Genomic DNA, 18084 nt, shown 5'->3' with positions numbered 1-18084 from the left:
ATCCCTAATGCAGTTCACTTAGGCACCTTCAGTGTTCTGACAGGATATTTGGCTGGTAGCTTTTTGACGACACGGGGGCATGATCGCCCCCGTGTTTTTGGGAGGATGAGGTCTCCCAGCCGTTGTCTTAATCGGATGAGGTGTGCGGGTAGTTTTGCTGGCGCTTCGATCGCCATCCACCCCCATTCGTGACGAATGTAGTGCAGGGCTGTGGTGAAGCTCAATTCGGTTGGCTTGACCTCGGCTTCAGAGGCAACCTCGGCCATTTCCAACCGCACCAGATTGTAAGCCAGCAAGGCTCCCCAAACTTCCTGATAAACGGTCTGCGGTGTGCCGCTGCGCAGCGTCAATTCGCTGCCAAGAAGCTCCTGCTTCAGCTCTCGATAGCTGGTTTCGATCCGCCAGCGGTCTTCGTATTGCTGCACGATCTCCTGGGCAGGATAGGCCTTCTTGTCCGTCAATGAGGTGAGCAATATTCGCTTTTGCCCATGCCGGTTGACCGTCTCGATCGCCCGAGCTTCCCAGAATGTCGGCAAGTCGGGCNTCCGTCAATGAGGTGAGCAATATTCGCTTTTGCCCATGCCGGTTGACCGTCTCGATCGCCCGAGCTTCCCAGAATGTCGGCAAGTCGGGCTCGGCCTCGCGTGCTTGCGGCGAGACTTTCATGCGCACCCGATAGTCGGTGGCGTTCTGGTCCAGGCGCTGCCATGCACTGTTGCCTTTGGCCGGCAGGAGCCAATGACGTTGCTTGCCCTTCGATTGAAGCTGCAGCAGCAGGCTGGCGCTGAAAAAGCCCTTGTCGAAGACCGTCAGGGATTGGTCCGGCACTTGGTCGAGCAAGCTCTTGGCATAGAGCATCTCATTCTTGCCGTAGATCCCAAACACCGCATCACGCAACCAGGTGCGTGGCGAGCGCCGTCAGGGTCAAGAGCCGTAGCTGCGGATAACTTGCAACAGCGCCGGATGCATAGGCTTGCGCTCCAAAATGCGCGCGGTTCTCCACGCTGTCGGCGACACGCAATGTGCTGCCATCCACGGCATAGCGCGCAAGACCCCGCCAGCCTCGCCCGACTTGGTGTCGCTCGTCCCAGCACGTCGCGCTCATCGCAAACAACTGCGCCAGCGGCGCCTGGCCTAAGCGCTGGCGGGCCTGCGTCAAGGCGCTCTTGGCAATGTCCGGGTTCACCTCATCGGGCAACACCAGATCCAGATGGGCCACCACCTCAGGCATGGACTGATGACGATACAAGGAAAGCGCAATCACCAGCCAGACAACTTGCTCGGCGGGGAGCTTGCGCTTGCGGATGCTCGCCTTGCCGCTGCTGGCAAGCGCCAAGGCGATCCATTCCGGATCAATTGCACCCGAAAGTGCCGATAAATCGGCTGTATGTCCTATGCGACCTGGCATCTCAAAACACGAACAGGATGGAAACGAATCTCCATCCTGTTCGATAGGTCTTACCAGATCCTCATCCAGCCCAACTTAAGTGAACTGCATTANATGGAAACGAATCTCCATCCTGTTCGATAGGTCTTACCAGATCCTCATCCAGCCCAACTTAAGTGAACTGCATTACGGGTTCATCCCGGCCTTTTTCATGCCAATCCTGCCTCGATCAGCACGAAGCGCAGCCGCTCCTCGACCGTCGCCAAAGGCAGCGGGACGGTTTCATAGCCCAACTCCGTGTAGACGCCGACCAGCGCATGGTGCGTACGCTCGGCCTCCTCAAGCGTCTGCTTTCTCTCCTCATCCTGCGCGAAGATCTCCGGCCAAAGCGGGGCGACGAAGACGCGCTGATGATAGCGGAAGCGCCCGGCGGCGGCGTTGGCGTGTTCGGGTAGCGGCAGGCCGCTCAGCCTGAGGTACCCAATCGTGTCCGGAACGCCGCGATCGAAAAAAACAGGACGCCCGGTCTGTTGTCGCGCAATTTGATACGAGCGCATCTCCCATGCCAGCATCAACTCGGCGAACAGGGCGCGATCACGCCAGGGCAAAGCGGATCCGCCAATGGCGGACTGGTCGCGGATAATGCCGCGCCCGGCTTCCACCGAGGTGGCAAAGCCTGCGTGGCGCAGGGCTTCGATCAGGGTGGTCTTGCCGGATCCGGGACCACCGGTCAGCACGAAGAATCGATCGGAATCGTTTTGTTTGTCCATAGAGACGGGCACGCGGCGGTGCGCCTTCGCGGCCCATAGCCGTTGGACGGACCGGCCAGCGGGTGTTACCGTTGTGCGTAGCCATGTTGAGGAGGGGAGAAGTGGAGGTTTCTGTTGCCAGGTACCTCCGAACCCCGCCTAGAAGTGCGAACCTCTAGGGCTTGATTTGAAGCTATCGCACCGCTTACGCGGCGAGACGTGCTTCCGCATAGTTGTCATTTGCAACTACAGGTTTAGCCCGATGACGGTGGTACCATGCCGGGCAAAAGTACGATCTTTACACCTTCGTCGATCCTATTTCGCCCCCAGCAGAAACCGCTCTGTCATCAGCAGCGGCTTTTGGTGGAGGCGCCGGGTACCGCCCCCGGGTCCGAACGGCTTATTTCATCGCCCATTTATCGCCATAGTCGGTCAAGCCGACAAACTGAATATAGGGGGCCATCGCAAGAAATGGAAGGCCGGAATGGCACTTTGTCCCCCTGACAAAACCGCAAGTCCAAAGGGTTGACTTGGGCGCGGTCTCAACCGAAGCTTTGCCCCGGTGAGGAGTTACCGACCTAGCGCACATGTTGCAGCAGCGCGCCACAGCCCTCATCGATCGGATCCGTGGCGCCGACGAGGGGAATTTTGATGGCCGACTATCTTGCAGACGTGAAGAAATACGATGCCGGCGCCAGCGCTGATGCGGTTGAAAAGATCGTCAAGCACCTGGGTATCGCGCTCAGGAACCGCGATTCCTCGCTGGTATCCTGCACCGACCCGAAGGAACTCGGGCGTGTCAGGGACAACTGGGTCGCCAAGAAGCTCGGCATCAGCGATGCAGCGAAGGCCGATGCATCCATCGAGAAGACTTGCAAGGCAATGGCTGCCGACAACACCAAGAGCCGGGTGACTTTCTACTACCTCGTCGCGAAGGACCTGGGCAAGCTCGGCTCCCTCTGACGACCGCGCTTCAATTCGCAGGGCTGGCGCGGTCCATGCGCCAGCCCTGATGTTGTTGGGGACTGGCTGGCTTCGGGCAGGGCTTGCGCTGCTTTGTGGTGTTCGATTGCCTGTCCGTAAGCTATGATGGCTGGACAACCGAATCGAGCCGGAACCAATGCGCCAGTATCTCGACCTCCTGCAGCACGTGCTGGACAACGGCGCCGATCGCGGCGACCGCACCGGCACCGGAACCCGCTCCGTCTTCGGCTACCAGATGCGTTTCGACCTGGCGCGCGGCTTTCCCGTCACCACCACCAAGAAGCTGCATCTCAAGTCGATCATCCATGAACTGCTGTGGTTCCTGGCCGGCGACACCAACATCAAATACCTCACCGACCATGGCGTTTCGATCTGGGACGAATGGGCCGACGAGAATGGCGATCTCGGCCCGGTCTACGGCAAGCAGTGGCGTTCCTGGCCGGACGGCCATGGCGGCTCGATCGACCAGATCGCGAATCTTCTCAAGGAGATACGAAAAAATCCTCAATCGCGGCGGCTGATCGTTTCGGCATGGAATCCAGCCGAGGTGGAAGCGATGGCGCTGCCGCCCTGCCACTGCCTTTTCCAGTTCTACGTTTCGGAAGGGCGGCTTTCCTGTCAGCTTTACCAGCGGTCGGCCGATATCTTTCTCGGCGTGCCGTTCAACATCGCGTCCTATGCCCTGCTGACCCTGATGGTGGCGCAGGTCACCGGGCTGAAACCCGGCGATTTCGTCCACACACTTGGCGATGCGCATCTCTACTCGAACCATTTCGAGCAGGCGCGCGAACAGCTGCGGCGCACGCCGAGGGCGCTGCCGACGATGTGGATCAACCCCGAGGTGAAGGACCTGTTCGCCTTCCGCTTCGAGGATTTCCGGCTGGAAAAATACGTCGCCGATGCATCGATCAAGGCGCCGATAGCGGTATGACGCTAGAGCGGACCGCGCTTCAAGCCATAGCCAATGCGAAGCTGCAAGACGCAGAACTTTTGTTTCAGAACGAACGCTATTCGAATGCTTACTATCTTTTCGGGTACGCTGCGGAAATTGCCATCAAGTCACGAATTTCGCGGCTTTTTCAGCCAGATACCATTCCTGATAAGAAATTCGTCCAAGACATTTACAGCCATGACCTCAACCGGCTTGTGGCGTTGGCTGGCTTGTCTGTGGATCTTACCGAAAGCCGGACGGCGTCGCCGGTATTCGATAGCCATTGGTCGGCGGTCTCAGATTGGAATGAAGCTTCGCGTTACGATATGATAGATGTGTTCGAGGCGACGGCCATGCGAAACGCGATGGTCGACGAAGAGCAAGGAATATTCAGATGGCTTCAGGATCGTTGGTAAGGATCGACATCGACGCCGGCATCAACCTAATTCGTGCTCTTGATGAAAAGGGATTCGGAGTTGCAGCTGCACTATGGTTGTACAACAGTGACGTCGACAATTGGCGCATGATTATCGCCTATCGCGGCCCACGAAAGGATCTCGAAAAAAAATATCTCGATGCGGCAACCATTGCTGCTGACTGGCGCAAGGCACGTCCACAAGAGCCTATTTTAGATCTTAGCAAGGTGAAGATCACATCAGCGGACGACCGGCTCATCGCCGGCTTGGGTATCGCCATGCGGGTTGATGGTCTAGGTGAGGTGCGATTTTCTCACAACACCATCAATGGCATCTATGTCGAAGATGCCTTGATCCATAGGCTTGCGGCCTAAGCCCAATAAATTAGGACAGGCCCTAGTCGATGCCTACCATCACGTCCGAGGCCTTGACCACGGCATAGGCCTGCTTGCCCTTTTCGAGCTTGAGATCGGCGACGGCCTCGTTGGTGAGCGAGGCGGTGACGATGGCCGCCGCCAACGCCGATCATGACATGCGAGGTGGTGGCTCCTTGACGATCTCGGCGATCGTTCCCCGGAGGGGATGTTGCGGGCACTGATCTTTCCAGGGTTTCTTTGCCGGTCTTTCCAGGACAATTGGTGTCGTACGGACGCTTTCATGGGGCGCCGGGCCTTCCCTTGTTATATTCATGCGGATATATCGGTCGGAGACTTAGGGCTGACTAGCTTTCAAACCGAGGAGAGTTCCCATGCTGCGCAAAGGTTTTGGATCGAGGGCGATCGCCATTGGCGGTTTCGCTGCGGCGCTGATGGCAGTCGTGCCGGCAGCACATGCGGAAGACAAGGTGGTGGTGTTTGCCGCGGCCAGCCTCAAGGACGCGCTCGACGCCGTGAACAAGGCCTGCGAGGCCGATGTCGGCGAGACGGCGACTGTCTCTTATGCCGCGAGCTCGGCGCTGGCCAAACAGATCGAGGGCGGGGCGCCTGCCGACGTCTTCATCTCGGCCGACCTCGACTGGATGAAATATCTCTCCGACAAGAAGCTGACCAAGCCGGACACCGAAGTGAAGCTGCTCGGCAATCAGATCGTGCTGGTGGCGCCGAATGACTCGGCGGTCGAAACCAGGATCCAGAAGGGCTTTGACCTCGCCAAGCTGATCGGCGACGGCAAGCTCGCCATGGGCGATTTCAAGGCGGTGCCGGCCGGCAAATACGGCAAGGCCGCACTTGAATCGCTCGGCGTCTGGTCCTCGGTCGAAGGCAAGGTGGCGCAGGCCGAAAACGTGCGCGCGGCGCTGAAGCTGGTTTCGACGGGCGAAGCAGCGCTTGGCATTGTCTATGCCACCGACGCGCATGCCGAAAAGGGCGTCAAGGTGGTCGGCACCTTCCCGGAGGATTCGCATCCGTCGATCATCTATCCGATTGCCCAGACCGCCGATTCGAAGGACAAGGACACGCCGGCTTTCCTGAAATGCCTGCAGTCGGCCAAGGCGGCCGCGCTGTTCAAGGATCAGGGATTTACGGTGCTCGCGCCGAGCAACTGAGTTCCAGGGGCTTCATCTGACATTATGAACTGGCTGCTGGACCTCACTCCCGACGAATGGAATGCGGTCCGGCTGTCCATCAAGGTGGCAACGGTGGCGATGCTCGCCAGCCTGCCGCCAGGCATCTTGGTTGCGCTGCTGCTTGCCCGGGGACAGTTCTGGGGCAAGACCGTTCTCAACGGGCTGGTGCATCTGCCGCTGATCCTGCCGCCCGTGGTGACCGGCTACCTGCTGCTGCTCACCTTCGGCCGGCGTGGCCCGGCCGGCGCTTTCCTGGCAGAGCATTTCGGCATTGTCTTCTCCTTCCGCTGGACAGGTGCGGCGCTGGCCTGCGGCGTCATGGGCTTTCCGCTGATGGTGCGGGCGATCCGATTGTCGATCGAGGCGGTGGACCGCAAGATGGAAGCGGCGGCGGGAACGCTCGGCGCCAACTCGCTCTGGGTTTTTGCCACCATCACGCTGCCGTTGATCCTGCCCGGGCTGATCGCCGGCGCCATCCTCGCCTTCGCCAAGGCGATGGGCGAGTTCGGCGCCACCATCACCTTCGTCTCCAACATTCCCAATGAGACGCAGACATTGCCGTCGGCGATCTACACATTCACGCAGGTGCCGGGTGGCGATGAAGGGGCGCTCCGCCTGACGCTGATCTCCATCGTCATCTCCATGGCCGCGCTGGTGGCCTCGGAGGTGCTGGCGCGGCGTGTCGGCCGGCGACTGGACATCGAATGAGCGTTCTCGTCGACATCAGTCATCGGCTCGGCGGTTTCGCCATCGACGCCCGCTTCGAAAGCGCTGGGCGGCTGACGGCGCTGTTCGGAGCGTCTGGGTCGGGCAAGACGACGCTGATCGACATGATTGCCGGGCTGATCCGGCCCGACAAGGGACGCATCGAGGTCGACGGCCGTGTGCTGGTCGATACCGGTGCCGGCATTTTCGTGCCGAAGCACAAACGCCGCATCGGCATGGTGTTCCAGGATGCGCGGCTGTTTCCGCATTTGAGCGTTGCCGGCAATCTTCGCTACGGCCGCTGGTTCACGCCGCCGGCGGAGCGCTACGCCGATATCGATGCCGTCGTCGACCTGCTCGGCATCGGGCCGCTCATGAACAGGCGGCCGGCAAAGCTCTCGGGCGGCGAGAAACAGCGCGTGGCGATCGGCCGGGCACTGCTTGCCAGCCCCAGACTGCTGCTCATGGACGAACCGCTGGCCTCGCTCGACGAAGCGCGCAAGGCCGAAATTCTGCCCTATGTCGAAAGGCTGCGCGACGAGACGAAAATCCCGATCGTCTATGTCAGTCATTCAGTCGCCGAAGTGGCGAGGCTGGCCAGCGACGTGGTGATGCTGGCGCAGGGCAATGTCGTTGCCAGCGGGCCGACCGAGGCGGTGATGCAAAGGCTCGACCTGTTGCCGGCGGAGGAGCGCGGCGAGGGCGGCGCCGTGCTGGACACCAGGGTGCTGCGTCACGACGAGACTTTCGGCATGACCGTGCTCGGCTCGGCCGCGGGCGAGTTCCGGGTGCCACAGCTGGCGATGAAGACAGGTACGCCGGTGCGCATCCGTATCCGCGCCCGCGATGTGATGATCGCCACCGAAAAGCCGAGGGGTCTCAGCGCGCTCAACATCCTGCCGGGGACCATTACCGCGATGAGCCCCGGCGAAGGGCCCGCGGTCGAGGTCGGTATCGACTGCAATGGTGCAACCGTGCTTGCCCGCATCACTGAACAGTCGCGGCAGGCGCTGAAGCTCCATCTTGGCGGCAAGGTTTTCGCGGTGATCAAGACGGTGAGCTTCGATCGGGCGAACACCGGCGCCGGCCTGCCCGCCGAGGTGGATGGGTGATCCCGCTATGTCTTTTTGGAATAGCGGTTTCGCCAGGGAGCTTCTAGTATGAGGTTGGACCGCGGAGAGTAATGATGCCGTCGCTGAGCTTGCGGATAAATCTCGACCCCGACGGGCGCGTCGGGCCGGGCAAGATCGAACTCCTGGAACAGATCGCCGCCTTCGGCTCCATTTCGGCCGCCGCGCGCGGCATGGAGATGTCCTACAAGCACGCCTGGGACCTGGTCGAGGACATGAACCGGGTGTTCGGCAAGCCGCTGGTGGCGGCACAGACCGGTGGCCGCAAGGGCGGCGGCGCGCAACTGACGGCTGTGGGGCTGGCGGTGGTCAGCCGTTTTCGCGCCATCGAGCGGGCGGCGGCTTCGGCGGCAGCGACGCATATGGAGGCATTGCAGGCGGAGATTGATGCTGGGTGAGGGGGAAGGGAGTAGGGGAGTAGGGGAGTAGGGGAGTAGGACTTATTGCTTTTCACCGGGCTTGCGCAGCAAATAGCTGTCCATGATCCAGCCCTTCTGCCGACGAGCTTCTTCTCGAACCTTTTCGATCTCTGCGCCGATGTCACCGATCCTGCCGGAGAGAGTGATCTCGTCTTCCGTTCCGAGATAGGCGCCCCAATGGATGACGACATCCTTGTCTACAAGCGTGTTGAAAGCGCATTTGCCGTCCAGCAGCACGACCGCGCTGCCGGCATTGTCCGGCATGCCTTCCTCGGTCAGGCGGCGGCCTGTGGTGATGAGGACGGAATCGCCGATGCGGTTCAGCGCCATCTTGTGGCTGGCGGCAAGTGCCTGGACGGCGGTGATGCCGGGGATCACCTCAAGCTCGAACGCCACATTGCCTCGCAGGCGCACGCGCTCGAGGATGCGTAACGCGCTGTCATAGAGCGAAGGATCGCCCCAGATCAGGAAGGCGCCGCAGCCGTCGCCTGCAATCTCGTCGCGGATCAGGCCTTCGTAAATGGCGGCGATGGCTTCATGCCAGTCATCGACGGTCGAGCGGTAGGAGGGGGCCGGCCCATCTTCCATTGGCAGGTCGCGCAGCGGCACGTCGAATTCGACGCGGCGCGACTTCGGATTGGTGACGAAGCGGTCGCATATCCGGCGGCGCAGTTCGGCCAGCTCATTTTTTTTCGCGCCTTTGTCGGGAATGAACAGCACATCCGCCTGGTTCAGGCCTGATATGGCCTGAACGGTCATGTGGTCGGGATTGCCGGCGCCGATGCCGATGACGAGAAGCTTGCGCATGGGCGAACTCCTGCCCGATCGGAACCCGTTAGTCCAGACCGCGCTGGCGCGTGTCCAGACCGCGCTGGCGCGTGTCCAGACCGCTGCTGGGTGTCCAGACCGCTTGCTCCAGACCCTTTTTGGTGCGCTAGCGGATGCGGAAGGGCTTTGAAACGCCACATTGAAACGGCTAGGGTCCTGCAAGCATTCTAGCCGAGGGGGCTTCCATGTTGCGATATGTTCTGACCGCCGTGCTGGCCCTGTCGGCTGCGCCCGTATTTGCCAATGATTCGGTTGCCGAACTTGGCACTGGCGGCCTGATCCTGTCGCGCAGCGATGCCGTGGCGATGCAAAGCGAGGACCTTTTCATCTCGCCGGAAAAGGTCACGGTCGACTATGTCTTCCACAACAACACCGATCGCGATGTCGAGGCCATCGTAGCTTTCCCGATGCCCGAAATATCGGGCAATCCCGAAGAAATCCCGGCGATTCCCGAAAACCAGAGCGACAATTTCCTCGGCTTCGAGGTGACGATCGACGGTGCCGCCGTCAAGCCGCAGCTCGAGCAGAAGGTGTTGGCGCTAGGCATCGACATCAGCGCAGAGCTGAAGCCGCAAAACGTGCCGTTCTACCCATTCGGCGATGCGGCGAAGGCGGCGCTGGCCAAGTTGCCGCAAGCGGTTGTCGATAACTGGGTCAGCCGCGGCATCATCATCGAGGACACCGGCAGCGACGGCACCGAGACGACCAAGGTCTACACGCCGTTCTGGCAATTGCGTTCGACCTACTGGTGGCGCTCGACCTTTCCGGCCAACAAGGACGTCCATGTTTCCCACCACTACAAGCCGAGCGTCGGCGGCACGTCTTCAGTCAGCTTCTTCTACGACGGCAAATTCCAGGGTCAGTATGCGGCCTACAAGGCCCGCTATTGCATGGACGACACATTCGAAAATGCGGTGCGCAAGGCGGCCAAGGACGACCCTGACGGCTACCCCAAATATGTCGAGAATCGCATCGCCTATATCCTGACCACCGGCGGCAACTGGGCCACCGGCACGATCGGCAAGTTCAAGCTGACGATCGACAAGGGCAATCCGAAAGCCCTGGTCTCGTTCTGCGGCGACAATGTCAAAAAGACCGGACCGACGACCTTCGAGATGACGGCGGGTGATTTCTACCCTGAGCGCGACATCGACATCCTGATCCTCGAGCCAACGGACGACAATTGATGCATGTCGCAATTTACGTTGCCATCGCCGAGAACGGCGTGATCGGGCGGGACGGCGGGCTCCCGTGGCGGCTCTCCACCGATCTCAAGCGCTTCAAGGCCGATACGATGGGCAAGCCCATCATCATGGGCCGCAAGACCTATGAGGGCATCGGCCGGCCGCTGCCGGGCAGGTTGAACATCATCGTCACCCGCGACAAGACCTGGCGCGCCGAGGGCGTAGAGGTGGCACATTCGCTCGAAGCCGCGATCCAACTGGCGACGGAGCGCGGGCGCCGCATGGTCGGTGTGGACGAGGTGTGCGTCATCGGTGGCGGCGAAATCTATGCCCAGGCCATGCTTCTGGCCGATCGGCTGCATGTCACCCATGTGCTGGCAGCGGTCGACGGCGACGCGCATTTCCCGCCGATCGATCCCGATTCCTGGCGTATTGTCAGCTCGCACGACGTCCCGGCCGGGGAAAAGGACAGCCACCCGACGCGCTATTCGGTTTACGAGCGGCGTCGAGAGAGACATTGACTGAAAAAAGGGGGATTGAAGGGGCATTGAAGGAAGACAAAGGGTCGCGACCGGACAAATCGGACGAAGTCGGCAGCGCATCGCGTTGAAAGCGCCTCGTGGCGTCCCTATAGAAGAGCAATACTGGATTTTGCGCCGTAATACCGGCGCTTGAGGGAATTCCAAGCGAAAGGACATTCATGCCCTGGAACGACAAAAGCGGCGGTGGCGGCGGCCCATGGGGTGGCGGCGGCAACAATCAGGGACCCTGGGGGCAGGGTCCAAAGGGACCCAGCGGGCCACAGGGCTCGCCTCCAGATCTCGAAGACATCATCCGCCGCGGCCAGGACCGGCTGCGGCGCGCTCTTCCGGGTGGCGGCGGCGCGAGCCCGGCTATCTTCGCCCTGATCGCGGCTGCACTTGTGGTGCTGTGGGCGTTCAAGGCGGTTTATACCGTGCAGCCCGACGAGGTCGCGGTCGAATTGCGCTTCGGCAAGCCGAAGACCGAACTGTCGCAGCCTGGCCTGCATTTCCATTGGTGGCCGCTCGAAACCGTCGAGACGGCCAAGATTTCCGAGCAGCTCGTCGATATCGGCGGCGGCGGCGCGACAAGTGGCAACACGTCCGGGCTGATGCTTACCGGCGACCAGAACATCGTCAACGTCCAGTTCTCGGTGGCCTATCAGGTCTCCGACCCGAGCGCGTATCTCTTCGATGTGTCCGATCCCGACGGCATGCTGCGGCAGGTTGCCGAAAGCGCCATGCGTGAAGCCGTCGGCCGCCGGCCGGCGCAGGACATCTTCCGCGACGACCGCCAGGGCATTGCCGCCTCGGTGCGTGAAATCATCCAGACGACGCTGGACGGCTACAAGGCCGGTCTCAACGTCAACGCCGTCTCGATCGAGGATGCGGCACCGCCACGTGAAGTGGCCGATGCGTTCGACGAAGTGCAGCGCGCCGAGCAGGACGAGGACAAGTTCGTCGAGCAGGCCAACCAGTACTCCAACCAGAAGCTCGGGCAGGCGCGCGGCGAGGCCGCACAGATCCGCGAAGACGCGGCCGCCTACAAGAACCGGGTCGTGCAGGAAGCCGAGGGTGAGGCGCAGCGCTTCATCTCGGTCTATGACGAATATGCCAAGGCGCCCGATGTAACGCGCAAGCGCCTCTACCTGGAAACCATGGAGAAGGTTCTGAAGGATTCGAGCAAGGTCATCGTCGAGCAGGGCAACGGGCAAGGGGTCGTTCCCTATCTGCCGCTGCCGGCATTGCAACCGAAAGCGCCGGCACCCGCTGCGCCCAGTGGCGTTACGGGAGGTAACCAGTGATGGCCAACCGTCTTCCCATCATCGTCGTCGCAGCAGCGGTTATCCTGTTCCTGCTCTATTCGTCGGTCTTCGTGGTCAATGCGCGTCAGCAGGCGCTGGTGCTCAGGTTCGGCGAGATCGTCGACGTCAAGAGCGAACCCGGCATCTACTTCAAGGCGCCGTTCTCGTTCTTCGACGCTGACACCGTGCAGCTGATCGAGAACCGGGTGCTGCGCTTCGACCTCGACAACATTCGCGTCCAGGTCTCGGGCGGCAAGTTCTATGAGGTCGATGCCTTCATCGCCTATCGGATCTCGGATCCGCGGGTCTTCCGCTCTGCCGTGTCCGGTCAGATCGAATTGGCCGAGGCCCGGCTCAGGACGCGTCTCGACGCTGCCTTGCGCCGTGTCTATGGTCTGCGTGATTTCGAGGCAGCACTCTCCGAAGAGCGCGGCGTGATGATGCGCGAAGTCCGCGACCAGCTCAGGCCCGATGCCACATCGCTCGGCCTGCAGATCGAGGATGTCCGCATTCGCCGCACCGATCTCACGGCCGAAGTCTCGCAGCAGACCTTCGACCGCATGAAGGCGGAACGCCTGGCGGAAGCTGCCCGGCTGAGGGCACGCGGCAACGAAGCGGCGCAGCGCATCACGGCCCGCGCCGATCGCGAAGTGGTCGAGATTGTCGCCGAAGCACAAAAAGAGTCGGAAATCCTGCGCGGCGAGGGCGAAGCCCAGCGCAGCGCCACCTTCGCGGGAGCCTATCAGCGCGATCCGGCCTTCTTCGACTTCTACCGGTCGATGAATGCCTATGGCACGGCGCTGGACAACACCGGAACGACGATGGTGCTGTCGCCGAACTCGGAGTTCTTCCGCTTCTTCCGCAATCCCGACGGCAGTGAGGGGCCGGCAAAGCCGGCTTCGCCTGCGCCAAACGCTCCGGCGACGGCACCCGCCGCGCCGGCGGCACAGCCCAGCACCGGCCAGTAGCGGCCGGTGCAGGATTTTCTTGCCGCCATGGGCCTGGTCCTTGTCATAGAGGGTCTGGTCTATGGCGGTTTTCCCGGCCTGGCCAGGAAACTTGCCACCGAAGTGCTGTCGCTGCCCGAGAACGCGCTGCGGATCGCCGGGCTGGCGGCGATCGTGATCGGCGTCGGCATCGTCTGGCTGGTGCGGGGCGCATGACGGCGGCGATGATTTATCCTCTGCCGATAGTCATAGCCGCAAACGTGCCGTATTTTTTGCCAACATGGCGTGACGCGGCGTTTTCGTCGAAGCGCTTTTCTTTTCAAGGATACCGGGAGGCTTCTCGATGACATCCAATACAATTCTGTGCGCGGCTCGGCGGACATTCATCGCCGGCGCGGCGGCACTTCTTGTCAGCGCCGTCGCTGTTCCGTCCTTCGTGACGCCGACATTTGCCGCCGATGGACCCGCTTCGGTCGCTGATCTGGCGCAAGGCCTGCTCGGCGCGGTGGTCAACATATCGACCTCGCAGACGGTCAAGGGCACCGAAGGCCCGGGCGCCGTGCCGATGCCGCAATTGCCCGAGGGGTCGCCCTTCCAGGATTTCTTCGACGATTTCTTCAAGAACCGCGGCGGTGACAAGGACAACGGCTCGCAGAAGGTGCAGTCGCTGGGCTCCGGCTTCGTCATCGATGCCGAGCAAGGCATCGTCGTCACCAACAACCATGTCATTGCCGATGCCGACGACATCGAGGTCAATTTCTCCGATGGTGTCACCTTGAAGGCGACGCTGGTCGGCACCGACACCAAGACCGATGTCGCCGTGCTCAAGGTCGATCCGAAAGGCCACAAGCTGACGGCGGTGAAGTTCGGCGATTCCACCAAGATGCGCGTCGGCGACTGGGTGATGGCGATCGGCAATCCGTTCGGCCTCGGCGGCACGGTGACGGTCGGCATCGTCTCTGCCCGCAACCGCGACATCAATTCCGGCCCCTATGACGACTTCATCCAGACCGATGCCGCGATCAACCGTGGCAATTCCGGCGGACCGCTGTTCAACAGCGCCGGCGAAGTCATCGGCATCAACACGGCGATCATTTCGCCTTCCGGCGGTTCGATCGGCATCGGCTTCTCCATCCCCTCGCAGCTCGCGTCCGGCGTCGTCGACCAGTTGCGCCAGTTCGGCGAGACGCGGCGCGGCTGGCTGGGCGTGCGCATCCAGCCGGTGACCGACGACATCGCCGAAAGTCTCGGCATGGCGACCGCCAAGGGCGCGCTGGTCGCCGGCGTGATCAAGGGTGGCCCGGTCGACAATGGCACCATCCAGGCGGGCGATGTCGTCATCAAGTTCGACGGCAAGGACATCCATGAGATGCGCGACCTGCCGCGCGTTGTCGCCGAAAGCCCGGTCGGCAAGGCGGTCGATGTGCTCATCGTGCGCAAGGGCGTCGAGCAGACCGTGAAAGTGACGCTCGGCCGGCTCGAGGATGGCGAAAAACTCGCCAGCGGCGAGGAGGGTGGCAATACCGACCAGGACAAGAGTGACAAGGCTCCGGCCGTTTCGACGGCTTCGGTGCTCGGCATGACGGTCGGTGAACTGAACGACGAAACACGCAAGAAGTTCAGCATTGCCGCCGATGTTTCGGGCGTCGTCATCACCGATGTCACCAAGGACTCTGCCGCCGCCGAGCGCGGCATCCAGCCGGGCGAGGTGATCACCGAGATCGCACAGGAATCGGTCGCGACGCCCAAGGATGTCATGGACCGGATCGGCGCCTTGAAGGAACAGGGACGCAAGAATGCGCTCTTGATGCTGGCATCGAAGACCGGTGAGCTCAGGTTCGTGACGATCCGGATGGACTGAAGTCAGCAGCCCGCAGGCATATTGTAACATCCTATGGGATGTACTATTTTGCCTTGTGAAGCGGATCGTACTGGACACAAACGTTCTGACGGCAGGTTTGCGAAGCAGGAATGGTGCATCGTTCGCCATCTTGCAACTGGTTGCGGACCGGCGGGTTTGCCCATTGGTGACGACAGCGCTGTTTCTTGAATACGAAACCGTTCTGTCCCGACCCGAGCAAATGGCGATTCACGGGTTGTCCACTACGGATTTAGATGGACTGTTGGCCGGCTTTGCGGCCTTGGCCGAGCCGGTCGAACTGCACTTTCTCTGGCGTCCGCAATTGAGCGATCCGAAGGATGAGATGGTGCTGGAAGCGGCGATCAACGGTCGGGCGGATGCGTTGGTGACTCACAATCGCCGGGATTTTGTGGCTGGGGCAGGCCGTTTCGATGTCCAAGTCGTAAGCCCGGCTGAGTTCCTGGAAGGATTTCGAACATGAGCAAAGCGACTTATCCGTTGAAACTCCCGCTTTCGGTCAAGGAGGCGGCCATGCGCTTGGCAAAGGCCGATGGCGTGTCGCTCAATCAGTGGATCGCTTCGGCCGTGGCGCAGAAAGTTGGGGCAATGGAAACAGCGGCCGAGTTCCTGCGTCGTCGGACAGGCGATGCGTCCGCTGACGATTTTGGAAAGCTGCTTGAGCGGGTTGCTGCCGGACCTCCGCAACCTGGCGATGAGCTTCCGCCTGATCGACATTGATCAGCGACATTTCTTTCGCCAATTCTTGGCAGTCAGCCGGTAGAACACATGTCGCTTGAGCGCGGGATGGCTGTCGGGAATGCCGGGGTGGTCGAAGTCGGCGGACGGATCGGCGGTCATGGCGAGGCGTTGCATGACGGCGTAGAGCGGTGGTTGTCATAGACCGCGAAAGACACGATCTCGCCAAGGCCGAGGGTTTCGAAGTCGTGGGCCAGCCAGGCTTCCGAGGCTTCAGTGACATAGCCTTTGCCCCAGAATTCAGGCGCCAGCCGCCAGCCGATCTCGACGGTGCCGGCCGGCAGGAACGGCATATGCTCGGTTCCGGTGATGCCGACAAAGCCGATGCATTCACCGGTGGCGATGATCTCGGCGGCGGCAAAGCCATAGCCGTCGCGGTCGGTCACGCCTCGCAACTCGTCCATCTTGGCATCCGCCTGGGCGCGGTCGCGGCGGAACGGAAAGAACTCCATCACCTGTTCGTCGGAGTTGATGCGGTGGAACAGGTCGCGGTCGCGATCTTCCCAGTTGCGCAGGATCAGGCGCTCGGTACGCATTGGTTTCATTGCACAAACTCCTCCTGCCTGTAGCCTTGCACATAAAGCAGCGCGGTCAGGTCGCCATGATTGATGCGGACCTTGGCCTGTGCCGCCACCGTCGGCTTGGCGTGGAGCGCGACACCGGTACCGGCCAGGCGGATCATGTCGAGATCATTGGCGCCGTCGCCGACGGCGATGGCGTCGGCGGGCGTCAGGCCGAGGCGCGCTGAAATTTCGATCAGCGCGTCCGCCTTGGCGGCGCGGCCGAGGATCGGCTCGCCGACAAGGCCGGTGAAGCGGCCATCCTGCTCGAGCAGGCGATTGGCACGGTTCTCCTGGAAGCCGAGCATGGCGGCGATGCGCGTCGTGAAGACCTCGAACCCGCCAGACACGAGTGCCGTCCAGGCGCCGTTGGCGCGCATGGTCCGGACCAGAACACGGCCGCCCGCGGCCAGCGTCAGGCGATTGGCGACGATGCGATCGACCACGGCGGCGTCGAGGCCCTTGAGCAACGCCACCCGCTCGCGCAAAGCCGGTTCGAAGGCGATCTCACCATTCATGGATCGCGCGGTGATGGCCGCGACATGATCCTTGACGCCGATCTCGTCGGCCAGCTCGTCGATGCATTCCTGGTCGATCATGGTCGAATCCATGTCGGCGATCAGGATTTTCTTGCGGCGGGTTTCTGCCTCTTGGACGATCACGTCGACCGCCTCGCCGGCGAGTGCCTTGCGCAAGACGGCACTCGTAACGGCGGCGTCGGCTGCCTCAGGCAGGACGAGATCGCAGGCAATAGCTTCAGCCAGCCAGACAACAGCGCTTGCGCCGACCGACCGTGAGGCCATATTCGCAAGCGACAGCGACAAAGCGCGCTCAGTGGGACGGGAAACAAGCGTGGCGACGAGCGGCATGGAACATTCCGGCGGGCAGGCGGGCAAGGGCCGCGTGAAGAACGCGATCCTGATAGCCGGGCCGACCGCCAGCGGCAAGTCGGCGCTTGCGCTCGATCTGGCGGAGCACAGGGGTGGCGTGATCGTCAACACCGATTCCATGCAGGGCTATTCGGTGCTCGACGTGCTGACCGCCCGGCCGGAGGCGGCCGACCTCGCCCGCGCACCGCATTATCTTTATGGCCATGTCCAACCGGCCACCGCCTATTCCACCGGCGCCTGGCTGCGCGACGTGATGAAGCTGATCGACGACGGCACATTCTTCGAACGGCCAGTGATTTTCGTCGGCGGCACCGGGCTCTACTTCCGCGCGCTGGCCGAGGGCATTTCGGAAATGCCCGACATTCCGCAGCGGGTCCGCGACCGTTGGCGCTATGAGTTGAAGGAGCAGGGCGCCGTCAAGCTGCACAGCCTGCTGCTGCGCGAGGATTCGGCGGCCGCCATGATGTTCAAGCCAACCGACAGCCAGCGCGTCGTGCGGGCATTGGAGGTTCTCGATGCGTCTGGCCGTTCGATCCTGGAATGGCAGGCGGAACGCGGCCAGCCGCTCATCGACCGGGAAAGCGCGCGTTTCCTGGTGATCGATCCGGATCGGGCGGCGTTGGTCGCTCGCATCGACAAACGCTTCGACCAGATGCTGGACAAGGGCGCGCTGGACGAGGTCAAGCGGCTTGCGGCACTTGGCCTCGATCCCGAATTGCCGGCGATGAAAGCGATCGGCGTTCGCGAACTGCAGGCAGCGATGGCCGGAGAGATTGGCTTTCCCGAGGCAATCGAACGCGCCAAGATCGCGACCAGGCAATATTCCAAGCGGCAAACCACCTGGTTCAGGCATCAATTGGGGCCGGAATGGCTGAGGTTGCGCCCCGGTGATGATCTGGAAACCACGATCTCAGCGCTTGCTTCCGATGCAACCTGAAAAGTTTACCT

General features: G+C 61.8%; 22 protein-coding genes, 1 other RNA gene and 2 pseudogenes. 17 read left to right on the top strand and 8 right to left on the bottom strand.

Going from position 1 to position 18084, the window contains the following annotated elements:
• Window positions 1–14: 14 nt before the first annotated feature.
• The 4 genes from X735_RS1000000169385 to ssrA all read right to left on the bottom strand — a co-directional run bounded on the left by X735_RS1000000169385 (window position 15) and on the right by ssrA (window position 2617).
• Window positions 15–536: a transposase gene (locus X735_RS1000000169385; protein ID WP_023813089.1), complete on the bottom strand. Its 522-nt coding sequence runs from the start codon at window positions 534–536 to the stop codon at window positions 15–17.
• Between the two features lie 353 nt (window positions 537–889).
• Window positions 890–1408: a transposase domain-containing protein gene (locus X735_RS1000000169380; protein WP_196815349.1), complete on the bottom strand. Its 519-nt coding sequence runs from the start codon at window positions 1406–1408 to the stop codon at window positions 890–892.
• 188 nt (window positions 1409–1596) lie between these two features.
• Window positions 1597–2157: an AAA family ATPase gene (locus tag X735_RS142185; protein WP_023813087.1), complete on the bottom strand. Its 561-nt coding sequence runs from the start codon at window positions 2155–2157 to the stop codon at window positions 1597–1599.
• A 100-nt stretch (window positions 2158–2257) separates the two neighbouring features.
• Window positions 2258–2617: a transfer-messenger RNA gene (gene ssrA, locus X735_RS1000000167995) on the bottom strand.
• Between the two features lie 170 nt (window positions 2618–2787).
• On the opposite strand from ssrA, the gene X735_RS142190 reads away from it, so the two are divergent.
• From X735_RS142190 to X735_RS142205, 4 genes are all read left to right on the top strand, one after another.
• Entirely contained in the window at window positions 2788–3099 is a 312-nt protein-coding gene (locus X735_RS142190) for a DUF2853 family protein (RefSeq protein ID WP_023813086.1), read from the top strand.
• Window positions 3100–3256: 157 nt separating this feature from the next.
• Complete coding sequence (locus X735_RS142195) at window positions 3257–4051, top strand: thymidylate synthase (RefSeq protein WP_023813085.1); 795 nt, start codon at window positions 3257–3259, stop codon at window positions 4049–4051.
• Window positions 4048–4467, top strand: coding sequence for a HEPN domain-containing protein (locus X735_RS142200; protein ID WP_023813084.1), 420 nt, complete (start codon window positions 4048–4050; stop codon window positions 4465–4467). The genes X735_RS142195 and X735_RS142200 overlap by 4 nt, the downstream gene beginning before the upstream one ends.
• Window positions 4446–4841, top strand: coding sequence for a hypothetical protein (locus X735_RS142205; RefSeq protein ID WP_155930600.1), 396 nt, complete (start codon window positions 4446–4448; stop codon window positions 4839–4841). The genes X735_RS142200 and X735_RS142205 overlap by 22 nt, the downstream gene beginning before the upstream one ends.
• A gap of 22 nt (window positions 4842–4863) precedes the next feature.
• On the opposite strand, the pseudogene X735_RS1000000170430 reads toward X735_RS142205, so the two are convergent.
• Window positions 4864–5066 (bottom strand): annotated as a pseudogene (locus X735_RS1000000170430) (molybdopterin-binding protein).
• Window positions 5067–5215: 149 nt separating this feature from the next.
• Between X735_RS1000000170430 and modA the strand changes: the two are divergent.
• From modA to X735_RS142225, 4 genes are all read left to right on the top strand, one after another.
• Window positions 5216–6010, top strand: coding sequence for a molybdate ABC transporter substrate-binding protein (modA, locus tag X735_RS142210; RefSeq protein ID WP_023813082.1), 795 nt, complete (start codon window positions 5216–5218; stop codon window positions 6008–6010).
• Window positions 6011–6034: 24 nt separating this feature from the next.
• Entirely contained in the window at window positions 6035–6739 is a 705-nt protein-coding gene (gene modB, locus X735_RS142215; RefSeq protein WP_023813081.1) for a molybdate ABC transporter permease subunit, read from the top strand.
• Window positions 6736–7848 (top strand): molybdenum ABC transporter ATP-binding protein, encoded by a 1113-nt coding sequence (modC, locus tag X735_RS142220; protein ID WP_023813080.1) that lies wholly within the window; start codon window positions 6736–6738, stop codon window positions 7846–7848. Before modB ends, modC begins: the two co-directional genes overlap by 4 nt.
• A gap of 74 nt (window positions 7849–7922) precedes the next feature.
• Complete coding sequence (locus X735_RS142225) at window positions 7923–8264, top strand: winged helix-turn-helix domain-containing protein (protein ID WP_023813079.1); 342 nt, start codon at window positions 7923–7925, stop codon at window positions 8262–8264.
• 42 nt (window positions 8265–8306) lie between these two features.
• On the opposite strand, the gene cobF is transcribed toward X735_RS142225, so the two are convergent.
• Window positions 8307–9092, bottom strand: coding sequence for a precorrin-6A synthase (deacetylating) (gene cobF, locus X735_RS142230; protein ID WP_023813078.1), 786 nt, complete (start codon window positions 9090–9092; stop codon window positions 8307–8309).
• Between the two features lie 206 nt (window positions 9093–9298).
• Between cobF and X735_RS142235 the strand changes: the two genes are divergently transcribed.
• The 8 genes from X735_RS142235 to X735_RS142270 all read left to right on the top strand — a co-directional run bounded on the left by X735_RS142235 (window position 9299) and on the right by X735_RS142270 (window position 15668).
• Window positions 9299–10300 carry a DUF4424 domain-containing protein gene (locus X735_RS142235; RefSeq protein WP_023813076.1) on the top strand — a complete coding sequence of 334 codons (1002 nt, stop codon included), beginning with the start codon at window positions 9299–9301 and terminating at the stop codon, window positions 10298–10300.
• Complete coding sequence (locus X735_RS142240; RefSeq protein ID WP_023813075.1) at window positions 10300–10818, top strand: dihydrofolate reductase; 519 nt, start codon at window positions 10300–10302, stop codon at window positions 10816–10818. The genes X735_RS142235 and X735_RS142240 overlap by 1 nt, the downstream gene beginning before the upstream one ends.
• A gap of 179 nt (window positions 10819–10997) precedes the next feature.
• Window positions 10998–12122 (top strand): FtsH protease activity modulator HflK, encoded by a 1125-nt coding sequence (gene hflK, locus X735_RS142245; RefSeq protein ID WP_023813074.1) that lies wholly within the window; start codon window positions 10998–11000, stop codon window positions 12120–12122.
• Entirely contained in the window at window positions 12122–13090 is a 969-nt protein-coding gene (locus tag X735_RS142250; protein ID WP_023813073.1) for a protease modulator HflC, read from the top strand. Before hflK ends, X735_RS142250 begins: the two co-directional genes overlap by 1 nt.
• Window positions 13091–13096: 6 nt before the next feature.
• Window positions 13097–13285 carry a DUF2065 domain-containing protein gene (locus X735_RS142255; RefSeq protein ID WP_023813072.1) on the top strand — a complete coding sequence of 63 codons (189 nt, stop codon included), beginning with the start codon at window positions 13097–13099 and terminating at the stop codon, window positions 13283–13285.
• A gap of 127 nt (window positions 13286–13412) precedes the next feature.
• The gene (locus X735_RS142260; RefSeq protein WP_023813071.1) at window positions 13413–14930 is read left to right on the top strand and encodes a DegQ family serine endoprotease; all 1518 of its coding nucleotides are present in this window, start codon (window positions 13413–13415) and stop codon (window positions 14928–14930) included.
• Window positions 14931–14985: 55 nt separating this feature from the next.
• A complete protein-coding gene (locus X735_RS142265; RefSeq protein ID WP_023813070.1) occupies window positions 14986–15411 on the top strand; it encodes a putative toxin-antitoxin system toxin component, PIN family in 426 nt (141 codons plus the stop codon).
• Window positions 15408–15668: a hypothetical protein gene (locus tag X735_RS142270; RefSeq protein WP_023813069.1), complete on the top strand. Its 261-nt coding sequence runs from the start codon at window positions 15408–15410 to the stop codon at window positions 15666–15668. Before X735_RS142265 ends, X735_RS142270 begins: the two co-directional genes overlap by 4 nt.
• Here X735_RS142270 and X735_RS01000000166240 read toward each other — a convergent pair.
• A pseudogene (locus X735_RS01000000166240) lies at window positions 15669–16231 on the bottom strand (GNAT family N-acetyltransferase). It lies immediately after the preceding gene.
• Window positions 16228–17115 carry a phosphoserine phosphatase SerB gene (gene serB / locus X735_RS142275; RefSeq protein WP_023813068.1) on the bottom strand — a complete coding sequence of 296 codons (888 nt, stop codon included), beginning with the start codon at window positions 17113–17115 and terminating at the stop codon, window positions 16228–16230. Before serB ends, X735_RS01000000166240 begins: the two are co-directional and overlap by 4 nt.
• Between serB and miaA the strand changes: the two genes are divergently transcribed.
• Window positions 17114–18073: a tRNA (adenosine(37)-N6)-dimethylallyltransferase MiaA gene (gene miaA / locus X735_RS142280; RefSeq protein ID WP_031213588.1), complete on the top strand. Its 960-nt coding sequence runs from the start codon at window positions 17114–17116 to the stop codon at window positions 18071–18073. The two genes, serB and miaA, sit on opposite strands and share 2 nt — an antisense overlap.
• The last annotated feature ends 11 nt before the right edge of the window (window positions 18074–18084 follow it).

The organism is Mesorhizobium sp. L2C084A000 (genome assembly GCF_000502875.1).
Taxonomy (GTDB): domain Bacteria; phylum Pseudomonadota; class Alphaproteobacteria; order Rhizobiales; family Rhizobiaceae; genus Mesorhizobium.
The sequence above is the reverse complement of the archived record's forward strand: the minus strand, read 5'-3'. Positions and strand labels throughout refer to the sequence as shown.